Here is a 23,130-nt window from a genome sequence, read left to right as displayed (position 1 = left end):
GCCTTGCGGTCGAGCTTGCCGTTGACGGTGAGCGGCATGGCGTCGAGGAACACAAAGGCCGCAGGCATCATGTAGGTGGGCAGGCGATCGGCGAGATGCCGGCGCAGGTCTTCCTCTAAGGAGCCCGGCCCTTCTGTGGCTAGAACGACATAGGCCGCAAGGCGCTTGCCGCCATCGTGATCGTCGAGGGCGATAACCGCAGCCTCCCGCACTTGCGGGTGGGCAATGAGCGCGGCCTGAACCTCACCGAGTTCGATGCGATAGCCGCGGATCTTCACCTGATCGTCCGCCCGGCCGAGATATTCGAGCGAACCGTCGGGAAGCCTGCGGGCAATGTCGCCTGAGCGATAGAGGCGCTCGCCGTTTCCGAAAGGATCGGGCACGAAGCGCTCGGCGGTGAGGCCGGGGCGGCTGAGATAGCCGCGCGCCAGTCCTGCTCCGCCGATGCAGATCTCGCCGACCGCGCCGAGCGGAGACAGGTGTCCTTCATGGTCGAGCACGAGGATGCGGGTGTTGGCGATCGGCCGTCCGATCAGAACGTCGCCGGTCTGACTATCGCTCTCTGTGACGGTATGAACGATGCAGCCGACCACCGTCTCGGTCGGGCCATATTCGTTGATCAGCCGTGTCGCCGGGGCATGGTTGCGCCACGAGGCAACGGTGCTTGCACGAAGCGCCTCGCCGCCAATGACCAAAGCGTGCGCCTGACCGGCGAGCTTCCCCGACGGGATCAGATGTGCGAGCGCATCGAGATGCGCAGGCGTGAGCTTCACCAGACTGAAGTCGTGGTCGCCCTGGAGGAGCTCTGCGAGGGCTTCGATCTCGTTGTCTTCACCAACGAGCCACAGGCATTTGCCGGCAAGCAGCGGCAACAGGATGCTGGTGACGGTGGCGTCGAAGCTGAGCGGGGTGTTGACCGGGGCGCCGCTTCCGGAGCCTGGAGCATAAGCAGCCTCGCCATAGCTCACATAGTTGTGCAGGCCGGCATGGGTGATCATCACGCCCTTGGGCATGCCGGTCGAACCGGAGGTGTAGATGACGTAGGCGAGCTGGTCAGGGTGCTGCGTGACAGGCAGCAGTCCAGAGCCTATCGGACCGAGCTGATCGACATCGATGCGGACGATGTCCGCGGCAAGGAGCCCGGCATGGCGCGCACTCGACACGACAATGGCCGCGCCAGCATCCTCGACCATGTAGGCGATCCGCTCCTGCGGAAGACGAGGATCGAGAGGCAGATAGGCTGCACCGGTCTTGAGGATGGCGAGCAGCCCCACGATCATGTCGATGGAACGCTCCAGGCCAAGCCCGACGATCGTGTCGGGCTTGGCACCATGCTCTTGCAGCGTGCTGGCGAGCCGGATAGCCCGCTCCTCGAGTTCCCGGTAAGTGAGGTGCTCACCGCCGTGTCGGATGGCGACGTCATCGGGCGTCCGCTCGGCCTGAGCGGCGATGCGCTCATGGACGTAACGGACTGGGCCGAATGACGTAACGGTGTCGTTCCAGTCAGCGACGAGGCTGCGCTCCTCCTCACGGCCGAGCATTGCGAGCTGGTCGATGGACCCGCGGTCAGCTGTTGTGAGCGCGGCAAGCAGATTCCGGTAATGCTCCTCCAGTTGCCCGATGGCATCGTCATCGAAGCGTTGGCCGTCCCAGGACCATTTGATCTCGACGGCGCCGCCAGGAACGACGGTGACGGTGAGCGGATAGTGTGTCTTCTCGGCTGTGTCGGCCGCGGTGGTGGCGAGGCCGGTGTCTGCCTTGCGCAGCTCCTGATCGACGGGATAGTTCTCGAAGACGACGAGGGTGTCGAACAGGGCATCGCCGGTGCGCCCGGTCCATTGCTGGAGATCGGCGAGCGGCGTGTGCTCATAGGCCCGGAGCTCGGTGTTGCGGGCCTGCAGGTCGCGCAGCCATGGGCCGACGCTGGCCGCGCCGGGCACGTCGACGAAGACCGGCAGCGAGTTGATGAGCAGCCCGAGCATGCGCTCGACGCCGGGCAGTTCGGCAGGCCGTCCCGAGACCGTGGCCCCGAAGGCCACCTGCGGCCGGTTGCCGTAGCGCGACAGCAGGATCGCCCATGCTCCCTGCATCAGCGTGTTCAGCGTCACCTGATGGGTCTGGGCCGCCTGACGCAGCCGCTCGGCCAGATCGGCGTCGATGACGGTGCGCCGGTGATGCACGCCGGGTTCGGGGTGGCGCGGCCGCCCCAGGCTCTGGGTCAGTGTCGCCGGCTCGTCGAGCCGCTCGATCTGCGCCCGCCACCACGCTTCGGGCGACGGCTGGCGGCGCAGCCAGGCCAGATAGTCGCGATAGGGCGCCGGTGACGGCAGGTCGGCGGTGCGGCCCTCGCGTCTTGCGCCGTAGTCCTGGATGATCTCGCCCATCAGCTGGGCGGTGCCCCAGCCGTCGGTGAGCACATGGTGATTGGTCCAGATCAGGTCGTGGCCGCCGTCGGGACGGGCGAACAGGTTGACCCGCATCAGCGGCGCCTCGGCAAGGTCGAAGCCGCGCGCGAGGTCGTCGGCACGCCATGCCGCGAGCTTCTCCTCGTAGCTGGCCGCCGTCTCGGCCGACCAGTCGTGCTCGGCATAGGGCAGCGGCACGGATCGATGCACCACCTGCAGCGCCTCGCCGCCATGGCGCCATTCGAAGTGGGTGCGCAGGATGTCGTGACGGGCGATCGCCGAAGCCCAGGCATTGCGCAACGCATCCCGGTCCAGATCCCCCGACAGGCCGAGGCGGAGCTGATAGATGTAGACGCCCTCGCCCTGCAGCATCGAGTGGAAGATCAGGCCCTGCTGCACCGGGGTTGCCGGATAGATGTCCTGCACATCGTCGAGCGGCAGGTTCAGAAGCTCAAGTTGCGGCTGGCTCAGACCCGCAAGCGGGAAGCGAGTGCCTTCGGCCTGTTCCTCAGGCGTATAAAGCTGGATCGGATCGAAGGCTTCTTCCGCGACCGTCGCCAGCAGGTCGATGCGGGGCGCCTCGAACACCTGCTTCGGGGTGAGCTTGAGACCGGCGGCTCTCGCCCGGGCGATGATCTGCAGCGACAGGATCGAATCGCCGCCGAGCATGAAGAAGTTGTCGGTGACACCGATATCGTCGCGCTTCAGCACCGCCTTCCACACCGCCAGCAGACGTGCCTCCGTCTCGTTGCGCGGCGCCACGATCGTCCGTTCCGACTGCCCGTCCGGTTCCGGCAGCGCCTTCCTGTCGATCTTGCCGTTCGGCATCAGCGGCAGAGCATCCAGCACCATGACGGAGGCCGGCACCATGTAGCCGGGAAGCGCCTGCTCGAGACGTGAGCGCAGATCGTCGGCGTCCGCCTCTCCGGCGGCATAGGCGAGAATGTGCCTGTGCTCGCCCTCGCCGGCGATGACGGCAACCGCGTCACGCACGCCGGGAGCGGCACGCAGCGCCGCTTCGATCTCGCCGAGCTCGATGCGGAAGCCCCTCAGCTTGATCTGGTTGTCGAGACGGCCGAGGAAATCGACGACACCGTCGGGCCGCTGGCGCACCAGATCACCGCTGCGGTAGAGCCTGCCGCCCGGTCGCGTCGGATCGGGCACGAAGCGCTCCGCCGTCAAGCCCGGCTTGCCGACATAACCCCGCGCCAGCGTCTCGCCGCCGATGCACAGCTCGCCCAGACCACCGACCGGCGCCTCGTTGCCGTCACGGTCCATCACGAACGCACTGCGCGACGGATAGGGGACGCCGATGTTGACGGTCACGTCGTCGCCGTCGGATGCCTCCGTCCGGCGATAAAGGCAGGCGATGGTGGTCTCGGTGGGACCGTAGAGATTGTCGAAATGGATGTGGCTGAGCGGTCCTTCCTGCCAGCGCTTCAGCGCATCGCCGGGCAGGCCTTCGCCGCCCACCGTCACCTGACGCAACGCCGGCATCTCCTCGGGAAGGTCGTGCAGCCATTGTTGCCAATAGGCCGTGGGGAGAAATACAAAGGAGACAGGCTCGGTGCGCAGAAGTACATTCAAAGAACTCGTATCAATTCCATGCGCCGGGACCAAACCAAGCCTGCCTCCCACGCACAATGCCGGCACAATTTGTTCGATGGCAATGTCAAAGCTGATGGTCGAGAACTGCAGGACGCAGTCATCCACGGCCAACCCGAATCGATCAATGCAATCGTTCACGTGCAGGCTAAGGGCATGATGGCTGACGCCGACACCCTTGGGTGTTCCGGTCGAACCGGAGGTGTAGATGACATAGGCCAGCTGGTCGGGATGGACCGGTTCGTCCCAGCCCTCGGCGCTCTCGCCGTCGACATTGGTGACCAGCACCACGTCGAGACCGGACAGCAGATCGGAGAGTGCCTCCGCTGTCGCCGCGTCAGTGACCACCTTGGTGATGCCGCTATCATCGATCATCTGACGCAGGCGCTCTGACGGATAGGACGGGTCGAGCGGCACGAAGGCGCCGCGGGCCTTCAGCGTGCCAAGCAGACCGGCGACAAGACCGATCGACCGCTCCATCGCCAGCCCGATCCGTTCCTCCGGCTCAATGCCCAGCCGCTTCAGTCGTCGCCCGATGCGGTTCGACCAAGCATCGAGTTCGCTGTAGCTGATCCGTTCGCCCTCGCGCGACACCGCCTCCGCTTCAGCACGGAGAGCGGCTTGCTCCACGATACGGCTGATCACCGGCCGGGACGGGTGCGCTTGGAGCGTCACATGGTCGGATGCGATCGCCGGAACACAGCTGGCGATCCGGAGCGGCTGATCGTTCTCGACCGTGAGGCCGTTCAAACTCTCGACGTAATGCTCAATGATGCGCCGGGCAGTATCAGCATCGAACAGATCGGCGGCATAGTCGATCCCGATCTGAAGTTTTGCACTATCATCGATGGCATTGAGTGTAAGATCGAACTGTGCCGTCATTACTTCGCTGGATGCCGAGCTGGCGGTGATCGTGGACAGGTCGGTGCTGCTGTCGGATCCTTGATGGGCGCCGAAGCTGCACATGACTTGGAAGAGCGGTGTCTGGCCGAGGACACGCTCGGGCTGGAGAGCCTCGACGAGCTTTGCGAACGGCAGGTCCTGATTGGCCTGCGCTTCGAGGACACGGTCGCGGACCTGATCGAGCAGATCCCCGAAGGTCATGTCGCCGCGCACGTCGGAGCGGATGACGAGCGTGTTGACGAAGAAGCCGATCAGGCCCTCGGTCTCGACACGCTGGCGGCCGGCCACCGGCACCCCGACCCGGATGTCGCTCTCGTTGCAATAACGATAGAGCAGCACGTCGAAGGCGGCCAGCAGCGTCATGAACAGCGTGGCGCCATGCTCGCGCGACAGCTTGCGCAGCCGGTCGGCGACATCGGCGGGGATCTCGCAGGTTACCCGGCCGCCTTTGTTCGAGCGTGGCCCCTTGGGCTTGCCGGTGACCGGCAGCTGGAGAACGGGATGTTCGTCGCCGAGGCGGTTCTTCCAGTAGTCGAGCTGGCCCTTCAGCGCCTCGTCGTCGAGCCATTCACGCTGCCACAGCGCATAGTCGGCATACTGGATCGGCAGTTCCGGCAGGTCGGGCTGGCGGCCATCGAGGGCGGCCTCGTAGAAGGCGGAGAACTCGCGCACCAGGATGTCGATCGACCAGCGTCGGAGACGATGTGGTGCATGGCGAAATGGAGGACGTGCTCCTGCTCGCCGAGATGGAACAACTCGATCCGCAGCAGCGGTCCCTGCTCCAAGTCGAAGGGTGTCTGGGCGGCGCGGTCGAGGCCTTCCCTCAGCGCCGCCTCGCGGGCCTGATGATCGGTGATGGCGGCAAGATCGTGCTCGGTCCAGCCGAAGACGGGTTCCGGCTCGATGACCTGCCAGGCCGTGCCGTCGACATCCTCGAAGCGGGTGCGCAGGCTCTCGTGCCGCCGCACCAGGCCGGTCACCGCAGTGCGCAGCGCCGGCACGTTCAAAATACCATCGAGACGGACCGCTCCGACGATGTTGTAGGCGGGGCTGTCCGGCTCCAGACGCCACAGGAACCACAACCGCTCCTGCGCATGCGAGAGTGGAACGCGATCCGTTCGATCACTCAGGCGGACAATCGGAAGTGAGCGAGGTAAAATGTTTTCGCGCGTAAGAAACTTACGAAATTCTACCCGATGGGTAGGCGACAACGATGCAAATCGATGAGATAATGCCAGGCGCCGATCGATCTCATTCATTCCCTTCTTCCTCCCCTGCCTCTGCTTGCGTTTCGTGCGCACTCAGCCAGTTTTCCATTAAGTTGGTTTCCGACGAAGGCTTCAGCAGGTTGGCTTGCAGTGCGCTGGCAAGCTCCGCGACGGTGGCCGATTGAAAAATCGTTTGGAGCTCGATCGGTGTTGAGAATTGGTGCTCGACGTGGAATCTCAAACGAACAGCACCGATCGAATCGCCGCCGAGCATGAAGAAGTTATCGGTGACGCCGATATCGTCGCGCTTCAGCACCGCCTTCCACACCGCCAGCAGACGTGCCTCCGTCTCGTTGCGCGGCGCGACCCGCTCGGTGATGAGCGCGGTCTCCGGCTCGGGCAGTGCCCTGCGGTCGAGCTTGCCATTGACGGTGAGCGGCATGGCGTCGAGGAAGGCGACCGCGGAAGGCACCATGTAGGCCGGCAGGCGGTCGGCGAGATGCTCGCGCAGATCCTCGGCCGAGGGCTCCTGCTCTTCCGATCCGGCAGCCACGACATAGGCGGCCAGACGCTTGCCGCCGTCATGATCGTCGATGGCCAGCACCGCCGCTTCGCGGACGTCCGGATGGGCCAGCAGCGCCGCCTGGATCTCGCCGAGCTCGATGCGGTGGCCGCGGATCTTCACCTGGAAGTCGTTGCGGCCGATATATTCCAGCTCGTCGTCGGGCAGTCTGCGGGCAAGGTCGCCGGAGCGATAGAGCCTGCCGCCGGGAACCGACGGGTCCGGGATGAAGCGCTCGGCGGTGAGGCCGGGTCTTCCGAGATAGCCACGGGCAAGGCCGGCGCCGCCGACATGCAGCTCGCCGGTCGCGCCGAGCGGCACGACGTTGAGATCGGCATCGAGCACGGCAAGCGACAGGTCGGGGATCGGCTCGCCGATCAGCGAGCGGGCCTCGCCCCCGGTGTCGTCAAGGGTGACGGGTCGATAGGTGACATGCACGGTGGTCTCGGTGATGCCGTACATGTTGATGAGGCGCGGCGCAGCCTTGCCGCGCTTCTCCAGCCACGTCCTGAGTGCCGCAGGCTCAAGCTTCTCGCCTGCGAAGATGATCACTTTGACGGTAGTGAATGGCGCTTCCGCACGCAGATCCTCTTGCATCAGCGGCAGGAAGGCGGATGGGGTCTGGTTGAGGACTGTGACCTTCTCCTCGCGCAGCAGGCGGTGGAAGGCGGGCGTATCCCGGGATGTCCAGAAGGGCACGACGACCAATCTGCCGCCGGTCGCCAGGCAATGGAACAGCTCCCAGACCGACACGTCGAAGGCATAGGAGTGGAACAGAGGCCACACGTCCTCGGGCCCGAAGCGGAACCACCGGGCCGTGGCATCGAGCAGGCGGGCGATATTGGCATGCGTGACGCCGACGCCCTTGGGCGTTCCCGTGGATCCGGAGGTGTAGATGACATAGGCGAGCTGGTCGGCATGGACCGGCTCGTCCCAGCCCGCGCTGCTCTCGGCATCAAGGTCCGAGACGATAACGATGTCGAGACCCGACAGCAGATCACCCAATACCTCGGCGCTCGCCGCGTCGGCCACCACCTTGGTGAGGCCCGAATCCTCGATCATGTGGCGCAGGCGGTCGGCGGGATAGGACGGGTCGAGCGGCACATAGGCCCCGCCCGCCTTCAGGATCCCGAGCACACCTGCCATCAGGCCGGTCGACCGCTCAACGGCTAGGCCGACCCGCTCTTCCGGCCGAACGCCGAGGGCCTTCAGACGACGGCCGATCCGGTTCGACCAGCCGTCGAGTTCGCCGTAGCTGATCCGCTCGCCCTCGCAGGTGAGCGCCTCAGCGTCTGGACGAAGTGCCGCCTGTTCGGCGATGCGGTCGATCACCGCCCGGAACGGATGGTCGGCGAGCGGTGCTTGCGGTGCCTCCACCTTTGGCCGCACGGTGCGCAGCGGCTGACCAACATCCAGTGCCTCAGCGAGGGAGGTCAAGATCTCGGCATAATCCGTGCCGATCTGCCCGATGGCATCGTCATCGAAGCGTTGGCCGTCCCAGGACCATTTGATCTCGACGGCGCCGCCAGGAACGACGGTGACGGTGAGCGGATAGTGTGTCTTCTCGGCTGTGTCGGCCGCGGTGGTGGCGAGACCGGTGTCGGCCTTGCGCAGCTCCTGATCGACGGGATAGTTCTCGAAGACGACGAGGGTGTCGAACAGGGCATCGCCGGTGCGCCCGGTCCATTGCTGGAGATCGGCGAGCGGCGTGTGCTCATAGGCCCGGAGCTCGGTGTTGCGGGCCTGCAGGTCGCGCAGCCACGGGCCGACGCTGGCATCGCCGGGCACGTCGACGAAGATCGGCAGCGAGTTGATGAACAGCCCGAGCATGCGCTCGACGCCGGGCAGCTCGGCAGGCCTTCCCGAGACCGTGGCCCCGAAGGCCACCTGCGGCCGGTTGCCGTAGCGCGACAGCAGGATCGCCCATGCTCCCTGCATCAGCGTGTTCAGTGTCACCTGATGGGTCTGGGCCGCCTGACGCAGCCGCTCGGCCAGATCGGCGTCGATGACGGTGCGCCGGTGATGCACGCCGGGTTCGGGGTGGCGCGGCCGCCCCAGGCTCTGGGTCAGCGTCGCCGGCTCGTCGAGCCGCTCGATCTGCGCCCGCCACCACGCTTCGGGCGACGGCTGGCGGCGCAGCCAGGCCAGATAGTCGCGATAGGGGACCGGAGCCGGCAGGTCGGCGGTGCGGCCCTCGCGTCTTGCGCCGTAGTCCTGGATGATCTCGCCCATCAGCTGGGCGGTGCCCCAGCCGTCGGTGAGCACATGGTGATTGGTCCAGACCAGGTCGTGGCCGCCGTCGGGACGGGCGAACAGGTTGACCCGCATCAGCGGCGCCTCGGCAAGGTCGAAGCCGCGCGCGAGGTCGTCGGCACGCCATGCCGCGAGCTTCTCCTCGTAGCTGGCCGCCGTCTCGGCCGACCAGTCGTGCTCGGCATAGGGCAGCGGCACGGATCGATGCACCACCTGCAGCGCCTCGCCGCCATGGCGCCATTCGAAGTGGGTGCGCAGGATGTCGTGACGGGCGATCGCCGAAGCCCAGGCATTGCGCAACGCATCCCGGTCCAGATCCCCCGACAGGCCGAGGCGGAGCTGATAGATGTAGACGCCCTCCCCCTGCAGCATCGAGTGGAAGATCAGGCCCTGCTGCACCGGGGTTGCCGGGTAGATGTCCTGCACATCGTCGAGCGGCAGGTTCAGAAGTTCAAGCTGCGACTGGCTCAGGCCCGCAAGCGGGAAGTCGGAGGCGGTGCGGGTCGGCCTGGCCGTGCTGCAATGGTCGATCAGCGCGGCGAGGTTCTGCTCGAAGGCCGCGGCCAGATCGCGGACGGTCTCCTCGGCGATGACGCCGGGGCTGAAGCGCCAGGACAGCGACAGCTTGCCGTCGGCAACGAGGCCGTTGAGATCGAGAACATGGCTCATCGCCGAGGCGGGATCGACGGATGCGCCGGCGCTCTCGGTGGCGAAGCCGAAGCGGCCGCCCTTGTCGATCGCCTGATCGAACTGGCCGAGATAGTTGAAGCCGATCTTCGGCACGGGCAGCGCCGCGACGTCGGCACGGATGCGATCGTCGGCAAGGTGGCGCAGAAGCCCGAAGCGGAAGCCCTTGTCGGGGATCGACCGCAGCCGTTCCTTGGCGGCAATGAGCGCCTCTCTCGGATCGGCATGCGCCTCCAGCCAGACCGGGAACTGGGTGGTGAACCAGCCGACCGTGCGGCTGAGGTCGACCTCGTCGATGACGTGCTCGCGGCCATGGCCCTCGAGCTCGATCAGGACGCCATCCTTGCCGGACCATTCCGAGATGGTGCGGGCCAGCGCTGCGAGAAGAACCTCGTCGGCCTGGGTGCCATAGGCGCGCGGCGCCTCCTGCAACAGCTGGCGGGTGCGCTTGCGGTCGAGGCCGATGCCGACGACGCTGCTGGCAGCGATCGTGCGGTCGGCGTCTTCCGGCTCATCAATCGGCAGCTCCGCTATCGCGCCGTCAAGCTGGCCGCGCCACCAGCCGAGCTCGGCGGTGACCTCGGGGCTTGCCGCATAGGCGCCGAGCTTCGTCGCCCACACGCTCCACGGCGTCGTCCGCGACGGCAGGGTGATGACCTCGCCGGCCTCGGCCCGGCCATAGGCCTCCTGAAGGTCCTCCAGGATGATGCGCCAGGAGACGCCGTCGACGGCGAGATGGTGGATGGCCAGCAGCAGCCGGCCGTCGCCGTCGGGCAGCGTGAAGTAGCCCGCCCGCATCAGCGGCCCGGTGCTCAGGTCGAGACTGCGCTGGATGCGCTCGCCCTCTTCCTTCAGCCGTTCCTTCCAGTCGCGCTCGCCGGCAAGGTCGATGATCTCCAGCACGGAGGCTTCCTCGCCGTCGTCCCTGAACAGCCACTGGTGCCATTGCTGGTCGCAGGCGCCCATGAAGCGCAGCCGCAGCGCGTCGTGGCGCCGCACGCACGATCGCGTCGATCGCCGCCGACAATGCCGTTGCGTCGAGACCGCCCTTCGCCTTGAGCAGCACCGACTGGTTCCAGTGCGACGGCGGCACGGCATGGCGTTCGAAGAACCAGGCCTCGATCGGCGTCAGCGGCAGTTCGCCCTCGACCTCCTTCTGCAGCGCCGGGTCGAAGCCGGACGGCTCGGCCAGTGTGGCCAGCAGGTCGATGCGTGGTGCCTCGAAGACCTGCTTCGGGGTGAGCCTGAGGCCGGCGGCCCTGGCGCGGGCGATGATCTGCAGCGACAGGATCGAATCGCCGCCGAGCATGAAGAAGTTGTCGGTGACGCCGATGTCGTCGCGCTTCAGCACCGCCTTCCACACCGCCAGGAGACGTGCCTCCGTCTCGTTGCGCGGCGCCACGATCGTCCGTTCCGACTGCCCGTCCGGTTCCGGCAACGCCTTCCTGTCGATCTTGCCGTTCGGCATCAGCGGCAGAGCATCCAGCACCATGACGGAGGCCGGCACCATGTAGCCGGGAAGCGCCTGCTCGAGACGTGAGCGCAGATCGTCGGCGTCCGCCTCTCCGGCGGCATAGGCGAGAATGTGCCTGTGCTCGCCCTCGCCGGCGATGACGGCAACCGCGTCACGCACGCCGGGAGCGGCACGCAGCGCCGCTTCGATCTCGCCGAGCTCGATGCGGAAGCCCCTCAGCTTGATCTGGTTGTCGAGACGGCCGAGGAAGTCGACGACACCGTCGGGCCGCTGGCGCACCAGATCACCGCTGCGGTAGAGCCTGCCGCCCGGTCGCGTCGGATCGGGCACGAAGCGCTCCGCCGTCAAGCCCGGCTTGCCGACATAACCCCGCGCCAGCGTCTCGCCGCCGATGCAAAGTTCGCCCAGACCACCCACCGGCGCCTCGTTGCCGTCCCGGTCCATCACGAACGCACTGCGCGACGGATAGGGAACGCCGATCGGAACGATCGCCTCGCCGGCATCCTCTGTCACGGTCTCGCGCTGGAGCGCCGTTATCGTCGTCTCCGTCGGGCCGTAGAAGTTATAGAGCGGCACCTTCGAGAGAGAGCCTTCCTGCCAGCGCTTCAGGGCATCGCCGGCGAGCGCCTCGCCGCCGGGCGCGACCAGGCGCAAGGCGGGAAGATCGTCCGGAAGGGCATCGAGCCATTCACGCCAATAGGCGGTCGGCGGGTTCATGATGGTGACGCGATGCTCGGCAAGTCGCTCGTTGAGGGTCGGCATGTCCCAGATCTGCGGCCCGCGCATCAGGACCCGGCCGCCGACGCTGAGGATCGGCAACAGCTGTTCGGTGGCCACATCGAAGTTGATGGTGGCGAACTGCAGCACGGTATCGGCATCAGTATAGCCGAAGGTGGCGATATAATCGTCGATGTGCAGGCTCACCGCCCGATGGCTGACGCCGACGCCCTTGGGCGTTCCCGTCGATCCGGAGGTGTAGATGACATAGGCGAGCTGGTCGGCATGGACCGCCTCGTCCCAGCTTTCGCTGCTCTCCCCTTCGACATCGGTGACCAGCACCACATCGAGGCCGTGAAGCAGATCGCCGAGTGCGACAACCGCCGCTGCGTCGGCCACCACCTTGGTGAGGCCACTATCCTCGATCATGTGGCGCAGGCGGTCAGCCGGATACGACGGGTCGAGCGGCACATAGGCCCCGCCCGCCTTCAGGATCCCGAGCACACCTGCCACCAGGCCGATCGACCGCTCAACGGCTAGGCCGACCCGCTCTTCCGGCCGAACGCCGAGGGCCTTCAGACGACGGCCGATCCGGTTCGACCAGCCGTCGAGTTCGCCGCAGCTGATCCGCTGACCCTCGCACAACACTGCCTCCGCTTCCGGATGTGCTGCAGCCTGCTCCGCGATCCGCGGCACGAACGCCCGGAACGGAGGGCCGGCAATAGGTGCATGAAAAACCTCGGCAGAGAAGGCGGCCCATTCTGCGACCCGCAAACGTGCGCCCGTGGTCTCGTTGACTAAGGTAATCAGAATTGTGCGATAGTGTTCTCCAAAACGCCGAGCGGTTTCATCATCGAAGCTATCAGTAGCAAAGCTGAGCGCAATCTGCAGCGTTTCGCCATTGTCCACAGCGCTCAACATGAAATCGAACTGTGCCGAAGCGAGCTCACTGCTTATTGATCGGGCGTTAGTCGCCGATAAGATCTGCTCGTTCTCATCTGTTGCCCCGTGAAAATTGAACGAAACCTGGAAGAGCGGGGTCTGGCCGAGGACACGCTCGGGTTGGAGAGCCTCGACGAGCTTTGCGAACGGCAGGTCCTGATTGGCCTGCGCTTCGAGGACTCGGTCGCGGACCTGGTCGAGCAGCTCCCCGAAGGTCATGTCGCCGCGCACGTCGGAGCGGATGACGAGCGTGTTGACGAAGAAGCCGATCAGCCCCTCGGTCTCGACACGCTGGCGGCCGGCGACGGGAACCCCGACCCGGATATCGCTCTCGTTGCAGTAGCGATAGAGCAGCACGTCGAAGGCGGCCAGCAGCGTCATGAACAGCGTGGCGCCATGCTCGCGCGACAGCTTGCGCAGCCGGTCGGCGACATCGGCGGGGATCTCGCAGGTTACCCGGCCGCCTTTGTTCGAGCGTGGCCCCTTGGGCTTGCCGGTGACCGGCAGCTGGAGGACGGGATGTTCATCGCCGAGGCGGTTCTTCCAGTAGTCGAGCTGGCCCTTCAGCGCCTCGTCGTCGAGCCACTCGCGCTGCCACAGCGCATAGTCGGCATACTGGATCGGCAGTTCCGGCAGGTCGGGCTGGCGGCCATCGAGGGCGGCCTCGTAGAAGGCGGAGAACTCGCGCACCAGGATGTCGATCGACCAGCCGTCGGAGACGATGTGGTGCATGGCGAAATGGAGGACGTGCTCCTGCTCGCCGAGATGGAACAGCTCGATCCGCAGCAGCGGTCCCTGCTCCAAGTCGAAGGGTGTCTGGGCGGCGCGGTCGAGACCTTCCCTCAGCGCCGCCTCGCGGGCCTCATGATCGGCGATGGCGGCAAGGTCGTGCTCGGTCCAGCCGAAGACGGGTTCCGGCTCGATGACCTGCCAGGCCACACCGTCGATGTCCTCGAACCGCGTGCGCAGGCTCTCGTGTCGCCGCACCAGGCCGGTCACCGCCTCACGCAAGGCACCAACGTTCAGCGTGCCTTCCAAACGGACGCTGCGCGACATCACATAGGTCGCCGCAAGGGGCTCCAACCGCCATAGGAACCACAACCGCTCCTGTGCATAGGACATCGGAGCCGGCTGCATCTTATCGTGCCAACGTACGATGGGAAGGTCCGTCTCAGCCGTATATGCTTGACGTACCTTTCGGCGGAACGCAGCCCGCGCCGGCCCACTCAACGCTATATATCGGTGAGCCAGGTCGAGTTCGGCCTTATTGCCGAGAGCAGACGCAAGTACCATAGCCCACCTCTACTTCAAATCGTCGAGGAGAGCGCTCATCTCCTCCAGTTTGCGCCTGCTTGCACCTTCGCCTGAAAATCCCTCGGCCAGCGCCCGCACCGTTCGTTTCTCGAACAGTGAGTTTGGAGTAACGGGCAGACCGGCCTTCTTCGCGCGCGCAACGATCTTCAGACCCCGGATTGAATCGCCGCCAAGATCGAAAAAGTCGGACAACACGCCGAAATCCCCGCGTCCAAGCACCTCTTGCCAAATATCAAGAAGGATTTTTTCCGCTTCGCTCGCTGGTGCAGCACTCTGCACATCAGGTGGATGACCGGGAATAGGCAGCTTCTTTCGATCAACCTTTCCGTTCAGGGTCACCGGAATCCGGTCGATCACCTGAATCGTCGATGGAATCATTTGAGGCGGTAAAACTACCGACAGCGTATGGCGAAGCTCGCCACCATCGAGTGCCTTACCTACCGCATATCCGTGCAACTCGGCGTTACCGTCCTCCGCTATGCGGGCGACTACGATGGCATCGATCACATTTGGGAGGTTCCGAAGGTGATGCGCAATTTCACCTGGCTCGACGCGATAGCCTCGGATCTTGACCTGGTCGTCGAACCGACCTCTGAAGGCGATCTCTCCGTCATCCAGCAGGTGGCCACGATCGCCTGTTCGGTACATTCGAGATCCAGGAGGCCCGAACGATGCCGGAACGAAGCGCTCGGCGGTCGCGCTCGGCAAGCGGAAGTACCCTCGTGCAAGAGCGCTTCCCGAGACGCAAACTTCCCCGTCTGCACCATAGGGGATTACGTTTCCGTCGCGATCGCGCACATCCACATGTACGTGCGCAAGGGCGCGTCCAATCGGCAGGATTGGGTCTGTCGTGTCGCCCCCTGCTCTGGTCAACACACCGACGGTGGTTTCGGTAGGCCCGTAATGATTTATCAGGCGGCATGTGGGCCGAAGATGCGCGATGCGGTCGGCTAGACTCTTGGAGGCGGCTTCGCCACCCAATACGATGCACGTTGAAGGGAGAGCGCCGGCAGGTGCTGATGCTTCTAGCAATCCTGTCAGGTGGCTCGGAACGATCTTCAGCAGATCAATCTCGTTGGCCTGCATGAATTCAGAGAATCCATCTGGATCGACGATCAGGCGATCCGGCACCAGATGGAGGACCCAACCGTAATAGAGAGCACCGAACAGTATCGTGTGACCTAAGTCCGCAGCAGGTGTCGACGTGTACGCTGCCGATCGAATTTCAGATGGCAAAATCGATGCTAGGGCCGAGATGTAATCCGCCAGCGCCCGATGACTGATCGTCACTCCCTTTGGTGCTCCGGTGGAGCCGGACGTAAAGATGATGTAAGCAGCCTGATCGGGTAGCATTTCAAAATCGTCTATGGTGCCACTTCCCCGCTCTTCCGGGGTGATCCACGCGAGAGATGTCGTCTGCCCTGGCAGGGGCTCATTACTGATGACGACCTCGATGCCCGCGCTGCCCAGCTGTTTGACTATGCGTTCAGCGGGCGCGGAAGAATCAAGAGGAACGTAGATTCCCCCGGTCCGCCAGATCGCGAGCAACGTGACCACAAGCTCGATAGAGCGGGGTAATTGGACGGCGACCGGAACTTCCGTTGAGATCCCCGCGTCGACAAGGCGCGATGCGAGACCACCTGACTGCTTCCACAATGCTTCCCACGTTATCGATCGGTCGTCCTCCACGATTGCAATACTGGACCCGCGTTCCCTGCAATTGCGGGCGATCCGCGCAAGGATCAGTGGCTCGGCAGTTGCACTTGGTTGGCTCGCCTCAACGGGGATCTTGAAATCAAGACCGCCGATGCGGGTCGAGCGCTCTGAGGCAAGCTGCTGCACCAGCAATTGGTAGTTTTCGCAGAATGCCTCCATGACAAACGGAGCAAACTTCTCGATGTCGTATGAGAAGCGGCATTCGATCGTCGTGGGCGTTTCCGTCACGTCGAGCGAGATATCGAAATGGGCTTCGCTGTCCGACAGTGGCAACGCACTGCAACGAAGTTCAGCAATTGAACTTTCTGTTGGACGTTCGTCCCGCAGCAGGAACTTGACACGCGTCAATGGAGACTCATGTGAGTTCCGGTCCGGTTGCAGCTCGGCGACGAGACGATCGAACGGCAGATCCTGATTGGCCTGCGCTTCGAGGACACGGTCGCGGACCTGATCGAGCAGCTCCCCGAAGGTCATGTCGCCGCGCACGTCGGAGCGGATGACGAGCGTGTTGACGAAGAAGCCGATCAGGCCCTCGGTCTCGACACGCTGGCGGCCGGCCACCGGCACCCCGACCCGGATGTCGCTCTCGTTGCAATAACGATAGAGCAGCACGTCGAAGGCGGCCAGCAGCGTCATGAACAGCGTGGCGCCATGCTCGCGCGACAGCTTGCGCAGCCGGTCGGCGACATCGGCGGGGATCTCGCAGGTTACCCGGCCGCCTTTGTTCGAGCGTGGCCCCTTGGGCTTGCCGGTGACCGGCAGCTGGAGAACGGGATGTTCGTCGCCGAGGCGGTTCTTCCAGTAGTCGAGCTGGCCCTTCAGCGCCTCGTCGTCGAGCCATTCGCGCTGCCACAGCGCATAGTCGGCATACTGGATCGGCAGTTCCGGCAGGTCGGGCTGGCGGCCATCGAGGGCGGCCTCGTAGAAGGCGGAGAACTCGCGCACCAGGATGTCGATCGACCAGCCGTCGGAGACGATGTGGTGCATGGCGAAATGGAGGACGTGCTCCTGCTCGCCGAGATGGAACAACTCGATCCGCAGCAGCGGTCCCTGCTCCAAGTCGAAGGGTGTCTGGGCGGCGCGGTCGAGGCCTTCCCTCAGCGCCGCCTCGCGGGCCTGATGATCGGTGATGGCGGCAAGATCGTGCTCGGTCCAGCCGAAGACGGGTTCCGGCTCGATGACCTGCCAGGCCGTGCCGTCGACATCCTCGAAGCGGGTGCGCAGGCTCTCGTGCCGCCGCACCAGGCCGGTCACCGCAGTGCGCAGCGCCGGCACGTTCAAAATACCATCGAGACGGACCGCTCCGACGATGTTGTAGGCGGGGCTGTCCGGCTCCAGACGCCACAGGAACCACAACCGCTCCTGCGCATGCGAGAGTGGAACGCGATCCGTTCGATCACTCAGGCGAACGATCGGAAAGACAGAAGTGTCTGGCTGCGAAGACTGGATTTTTGTACGGAACGCGTTACGGCGATCGCGGTCCAGTCGCGCATACTTATTGGAAATGTCGAGTAGCGGATCTGCGATGCTGTGTTCCATAACGGTATCCGATCTATGCGTTGTCGAGCTCTTCAAGGAGCGTGGTCATCTCCTGGAGCGTTTCATCGGTGACGAATTGTCCGGACTGGCCAATATTGGTGACCAGGTCAGCGACCGTGGGGGTGAGAAAGATCTGCCGGACTGGAAGGAGAATGCGCTGACTGCGGGCGCGGGCGGCGACTTGCAGGCAAAGCAGCGAATCCCCGCCGAGCATGAAGAAGTTGTCGGTGACGCCGATATCGTCGCGCTTCAGTACCGCCTTCCATACCGCAAGCAGCCGTGCCTCCGTCTCGTTGCGCGGCGCCACGATCGTCCGTTCCGACTGCCCGTCCGGTTCCGGCAACGCCTTCCTGTCGATCTTGCCGTTCGGCATCAGCGGCAGAGCATCCAGCACCATGACGGAGGCCGGCACCATGTAGCCGGGAAGCGCCTGTTCCAGACGTGAGCGCAGATCGTCGGCATCCGCCTCTCCGGCGGCATAGGCGAGGATGTGCCTGTGCTCGCCCTCGCCGGCGATGACGGCAACCGCGTCACGCACGCCGGGAGCGGCACGCAGCGCCGCTTCGATCTCGCCGAGCTCGATGCGGAAGCCCCTCAGCTTGATCTGGTTGTCGAGACGGCCGAGGAAGTCGACGACACCGTCGGGCCGCTGGCGCACCAGATCACCGCTGCGGTAGAGCCTGCCGCCCGGTCGCGTCGGATCGGGCACGAAGCGCTCCGCCGTCAAGCCCGGCTTGCCGACATAACCCCGCGCCAGCGTCTCGCCGCCGATGCAAAGTTCGCCCAGACCACCCACCGGCGCCTCGTTGCCGTCCCGGTCCATCACGAACGCACTGCGCGACGGATAGGGAACGCCGATCGGAACGATCGCCTCGCCGGCATCCTCTGTCACGGTCTCGCGCTGGAGCGCCGTTATCGTCGTCTCCGTCGGGCCGTAGAAGTTATAGAGCGGCACCTTCGAGAGAGAGCCTTCCTGCCAGCGCTTCAGGGCATCGCCGGCGAGCGCCTCGCCGCCGGGCGCGACCAGGCGCAAGGCGGGAAGATCGTCCGGAAGGGCATCGAGCCATTCACGCCAATAGGCGGTCGGCGGGTTCATGATGGTGACGCGATGTTCGGCAAGCTGCTCGTTGAGGGTCGGCATGTCCCAGATCTGCGGCCCGCGCATCAGGACCCGGCCGCCGACGCTGAGGACCGGCAACAGCTGTTCGGTGGCCACATCGAAGTTGATGGTGGCGAACTGCAGCACGGTATCGGCATCACTGTAGCCGAAGGTCTCGATGTAATCGTCGATGTGCAGGCTCACCGCCCGATGGCTGACGCCGACGCCCTTGGGCGTTCCCGTCGATCCGGAGGTGTAGATGACATAGGCAAGCTGGTCGGCATGGACCGCCTCGTCCCAGCCCGCGCTGCTCTCGTCGTCAACGTCCGTGACGATGACGATGTCGAGACCGGACAGCAGATCGCTGAGCGCGGTAGCCGAGGCTGCATCGGTGACCACCTTGGTCAGGCCACTATCCTCGATCATGTGGCGCAGGCGGTCGGCCGGATAGGACGGGTCGAGCGGCACATAGGTCCCACCCGCCTTCAGGATCCCGAGCACACCCGCCACCAGACCGACGGAGCGCTCCACCGCAAGGCCGACACGCTCTTCCGGCGCAATGCCGAGGCTCTTCAGGCAACGGCCGATCCGGTTGGACCATGCATCAAGTTCGCCATAGCTGATCCGCTCGCCCTCGCAGGTGACCGCCTCCGCTTCCGGGCGAAGCGCCGCCTGCTCGGCAATCCGCAGCATGACAGCCCGGAACGGATGGTCGGAAACTGGCTGGTGCCGTATGCCAAGCGTATTCGCCAGCTGACCTAATTTCGTGGTGGCATCTGCGGTTGCCAGCCTGGATAGAAGCCAGACGTAGTCGCGAGTGACGCTCGCAAGGGTCGCAGCGTCAATGTGCTCAGATCTGGCTGACCACCTTAACTTGATCTCATCCGACGGGACGACAGATACGGCGAGCGGATAATGCGTACGTTCTACTGACGCGACAGCTTCGATCGTTACGTCACCCTTGGTATCGGACAGCGCCTCATCCAGAGGATAATTCTCGAAGACAAAAAGGGTATCGAAAAGCGAGCTAGCCGGTCGCCGCAGCCACGCCTGCAAATCGGTAAGCGCCGTGTGCTCGTATTGTCTCAGCTCGACACTATCCGCCTGGAAAGTCGCGAGCCATTCGGCCAAACCTACGCTGCCATTCACATTGATGAGGAATGGAAGGCTATTGATAAACAAGCCGACCATTTCTTCGACGCCATGCAGTTCCGGTGGGCGCCCGGAAACGGTAACGCCGAAAGATACCGCCGAATCACCGGAGTAGCGGGCGAGCAGGATAGCCCACGCTCCCTGCATCAAGGTACTGAGTGTCACCTCGTGGTTTCGCGCAGCTGTCCGAAGTGCGTCACTCAGATCACGCGGCAAAACAAGACTGCGGAGTTCGTTCCCGATCTGGACGCGTAGCGGACGTCGGAGGCCCAAAGACGTGCCCAGGGAATCGCGGACTATCGAAAAACGATGTGTCCACCACTCCTCACCGGACGGCCGGGTCTGCAGCCAACTCACATAATCGCGGAACTGTGCAGTATCTCCAATTTCGAAGCGGTCGGAGTTGTAAGCCGTCATCACCTCCGTGAGAATTCTCGCTGTGCTCCATCCATCCAAAAGGGAATGGTGGCATGTCCATACAAGGTCGTATTCTCCGCCTGCGCGCGCAAAAAGATTGACGCGCATGAGTGGCGCTTCCGCCGGGTCAAATCCTTGCGCGAGATCTCGTGCGAGCCATTGCGAAAGGCGATCCTCATAGTCGCCGTCATCTGTTCCCCATAGATGTTCGGCATAAGGAAGTGGGACTGTGCGATGCACGACCTGCAGCGCCTCGCCGCCATGACGCCATTCGAAGTGGGTGCGCAGGATGTCGTGGCGGGCAATGACCATCTGCCACGCACGGCGCAATGAGCTGCGGCGAAGCGGCCCTGCAAGCGTTATGCGTAGCTGCGTGATATATAGTCCCTCTCCACGCGCTGCTGTTTCATGGAAGATCAGGCCCTGCTGCACCGGGGTTGCCGGATAGATGTCCTGCACATCGTCGAGCGGCAGGTTCAGAAGCTCAAGTTGCGACTGGCTCAGGCCCGCAAGCGGGAAGTCGGAGGCGGTGCGGGTCGGCCTGGCCGTGCTGCAATGGTCGATCAGCGCGGCGAGGTTCTGCTCGAAGGCCGCGGCCAGATCGCGGACGGTCTCCTCGGCGATGACGCCGGGGCTGAAGCGCCAGGACAGCGACAGCTTGCCGTCGGCAACGAGGCCGTTGAGATCGAGAACATGGCTCATCGCCGAGGCGGGATCGACGGATGCGCCGGCGCTCTCGGTGGCGAAGCCGAAGCGGCCGCCCTTGTCGATCGCCTGATCGAACTGGCCGAGATAGTTGAAGCCGATCTTCGGCACGGGCAGCGCCGCGACCTCGGCACGGATGCGATCGTCGGCAAGGTGGCGCAGAAGCCCGAAGCGGAAGCCCTTGTCGGGGATCGACCGCAGCCGTTCCTTGGCGGCAATGAGCGCCTCTCTCGGATCGGCATGCGCCTCCAGCCAGACCGGGAACTGGGTGGTGAACCAGCCGACCGTGCGGCTGAGGTCGACCTCGTCGATGACGTGCTCGCGGCCATGGCCCTCGAGCTCGATCAGGACGCCATCCTTGCCGGACCATTCCGAGATGGTGCGGGCCAGCGCTGCGAGAAGAACCTCGTCGGCCTGGGTGCCATAGGCGCGCGGCGCCTCCTGCAACAGCTGGCGGGTGCGCTTGCGGTCGAGGCCGATGCCGACGACGCGGCTGGCAGCGATCGAACGGTCGGCGTCTTCCGGCTCATCAATCGGCAGGTCCGCTGTGGCGCCGTCAAGCTGGCCGCGCCACCAGCCGAGTTCGGCGGTGGCCTGTGGCGTTGCCGCATAGGCGCCGAGCTTCGTCGCCCACACGCTCCACGGCGTCGTCCGCGACGGCAGGGTGATGACCTCGCCTGCCTCGGCCCGGCCATAGGCCTCCTGAAGGTCCTCCAGAATGATGCGCCAGGAGACGCCGTCGACGGCGAGATGGTGGATGGCCAGCAGCAGCCGGCCGTCGCCGTCGGGCAGCGTGAAGTAGCCCGCCCGCATCAGCGGCCCGGTGCTCAGGTCGAGACTGCGCTGGATGCGCTCGCCCTCTTCCTTCAGCCGTTCCTTCCAGTCGCGCTCGCCGGCAAGGTCGATGATCTCCAGCACGGAGGCTTCCTCGCCGTCGTCCCTGAACAGCCACTGGTGCCATTGCTGGTCGCAGGCGCCCATGAAGCGCAGCCGCAGCGCGTCGTGGCGCCGCACGATCGCGTCGATTGCCGCCGACAATGCCGTTGCGTCGAGACCGCCCTTCGCCTTGAGCAGCACCGACTGGTTCCAGTGCGACGGCGGCACGGCATGGCGTTCGAAGAACCAGGCCTCGATCGGCGTCAGCGGCAGTTCGCCCTCGACCTCCTTCTGCAGCGCCGGGTCGAAGCCGGCCGGCTCGGCCAGTGTGGCCAGCAGGTCGATGCGGGGCGCCTCGAACACCTGCTTCGGGGTGAGCCTGAGGCCGGCGGCCCTGGCGCGGGCGATGATCTGCAGCGACAGGATCGAATCGCCGCCGAGCATGAAGAAGTTGTCGGTGACACCGATATCGTCGCGCTTCAGCACCGCCTTCCACACCGCCAGCAGACGTGCCTCCGTCTCGTTGCGCGGCGCCACCCGTTCGGTGATCAGCGCGGTCTCCGGCTCGGGCAGTGCCCTGCGGTCGAGCTTGCCATTGACGGTGAGCGGCATGGCGTCGAGGAAGACGACCGCGGAAGGCACCATATAGGCCGGCAGGCGATCGGCGAGATGCGCGCGCAGATCCTCGGCCGAGGGCTCCTGCTCTTCCGATCCGGCGGCCACGACATAGGCGGCCAGACGCTTGCCACCGTCGTGATCGTCGATGGCCAGCACCGCCGCTTCGCGCACGTCCGGATGGGCGAGCAGCGCCGCCTGGATCTCGCCGAGCTCGATGCGGTGGCCACGGATCTTCACCTGGAAGTCGTTGCGGCCGATATATTCCAGCTCGCCGTCGGGCAACCGGCGGGCAAGGTCGCCGGAGCGGTAGAGCCTGCCGCCGGGAACCGACGGGTCCGGGATGAAGCGTTCGGCGGTGAGGCCGGGTCTTCCGAGATAGCCGCGGGCAAGGCCGGCGCCGCCGACATGCAGTTCGCCGGTCGCACCGAGCGGCACGACGTTGAGATCGGCATCAAGCACGGCAAGCGACAGGTCGGGGATGGGTTCGCCGATCAGCGAACGGGCCTCATCTGCGGTGTCGTCGAGAGAGACAGGCCGATAGGTGACATGCACGGTCGTCTCGGTGATGCCATACATGTTGATGAGGCGCGGCGCAGCCGTGCCGCGCTTCTCCAGCCATGTCCTGAGCGCCGCAGGCTCCAGCTTCTCACCGCCGAAGACGACGGTATGCAGATCGATGAGCGGTCGCTCGGCCCTGGCGTCGACATCGATCAGAGGCAGGAAAGCGGACGGGGTCTGGTTGAGGACGGTGACCTTCTCCTCGCGCAGCAGCTGATGGAAGGCTTCCGCATCGCGGGCAACCCAATGGGGGACGACGACCAATCTGCCGCCGTGGCAAAGCGCGCCGAACAACTCCCAGACCGAGAAGTCGAAGGCATAGGAGTGGAACAGGGTCCACACATCCTCGGCCCGAAGCGGAACCATCGGGCCGTGGCATC

The 23,130-nt window shown here is 64.9% G+C and carries 3 protein-coding genes and 2 pseudogenes; all 5 read right to left on the bottom strand.

What is annotated here, in order from left to right; all coding sequences use genetic code 11:
* Positions 1-56 precede the first annotated feature (56 nt).
* Positions 57-6,172 (bottom strand): annotated as a pseudogene (locus tag ACYJL1_RS05935) (amino acid adenylation domain-containing protein); the annotation flags it as partial.
* Positions 6,165-10,589: an amino acid adenylation domain-containing protein gene (locus ACYJL1_RS05930; protein WP_460897947.1), complete on the bottom strand. Its 4,425-nt coding sequence runs from the start codon at positions 10,587-10,589 to the stop codon at positions 6,165-6,167. The gene ACYJL1_RS05930 and the pseudogene ACYJL1_RS05935, both read right to left, overlap by 8 nt.
* Before the next feature lie 286 nt (positions 10,590-10,875).
* Positions 10,876-13,878, bottom strand: a pseudogene (locus ACYJL1_RS05925) (amino acid adenylation domain-containing protein); the annotation flags it as partial.
* Between the two features lie 180 nt (positions 13,879-14,058).
* A complete protein-coding gene (locus tag ACYJL1_RS05920; RefSeq protein ID WP_460897471.1) occupies positions 14,059-17,325 on the bottom strand; it encodes an amino acid adenylation domain-containing protein in 3,267 nt (1,088 codons plus the stop codon).
* Positions 17,326-17,338: 13 nt separating this feature from the next.
* Entirely contained in the window at positions 17,339-23,116 is a 5,778-nt protein-coding gene (locus ACYJL1_RS05915) for an amino acid adenylation domain-containing protein (protein WP_460897470.1), read from the bottom strand.
* Positions 23,117-23,130: the final 14 nt, after the last annotated feature.

It is taken from the genome of Phyllobacterium sp. K27 (genome assembly GCF_054796155.1).
This window is presented reverse-complemented; position numbering and strand designations above follow the sequence as displayed.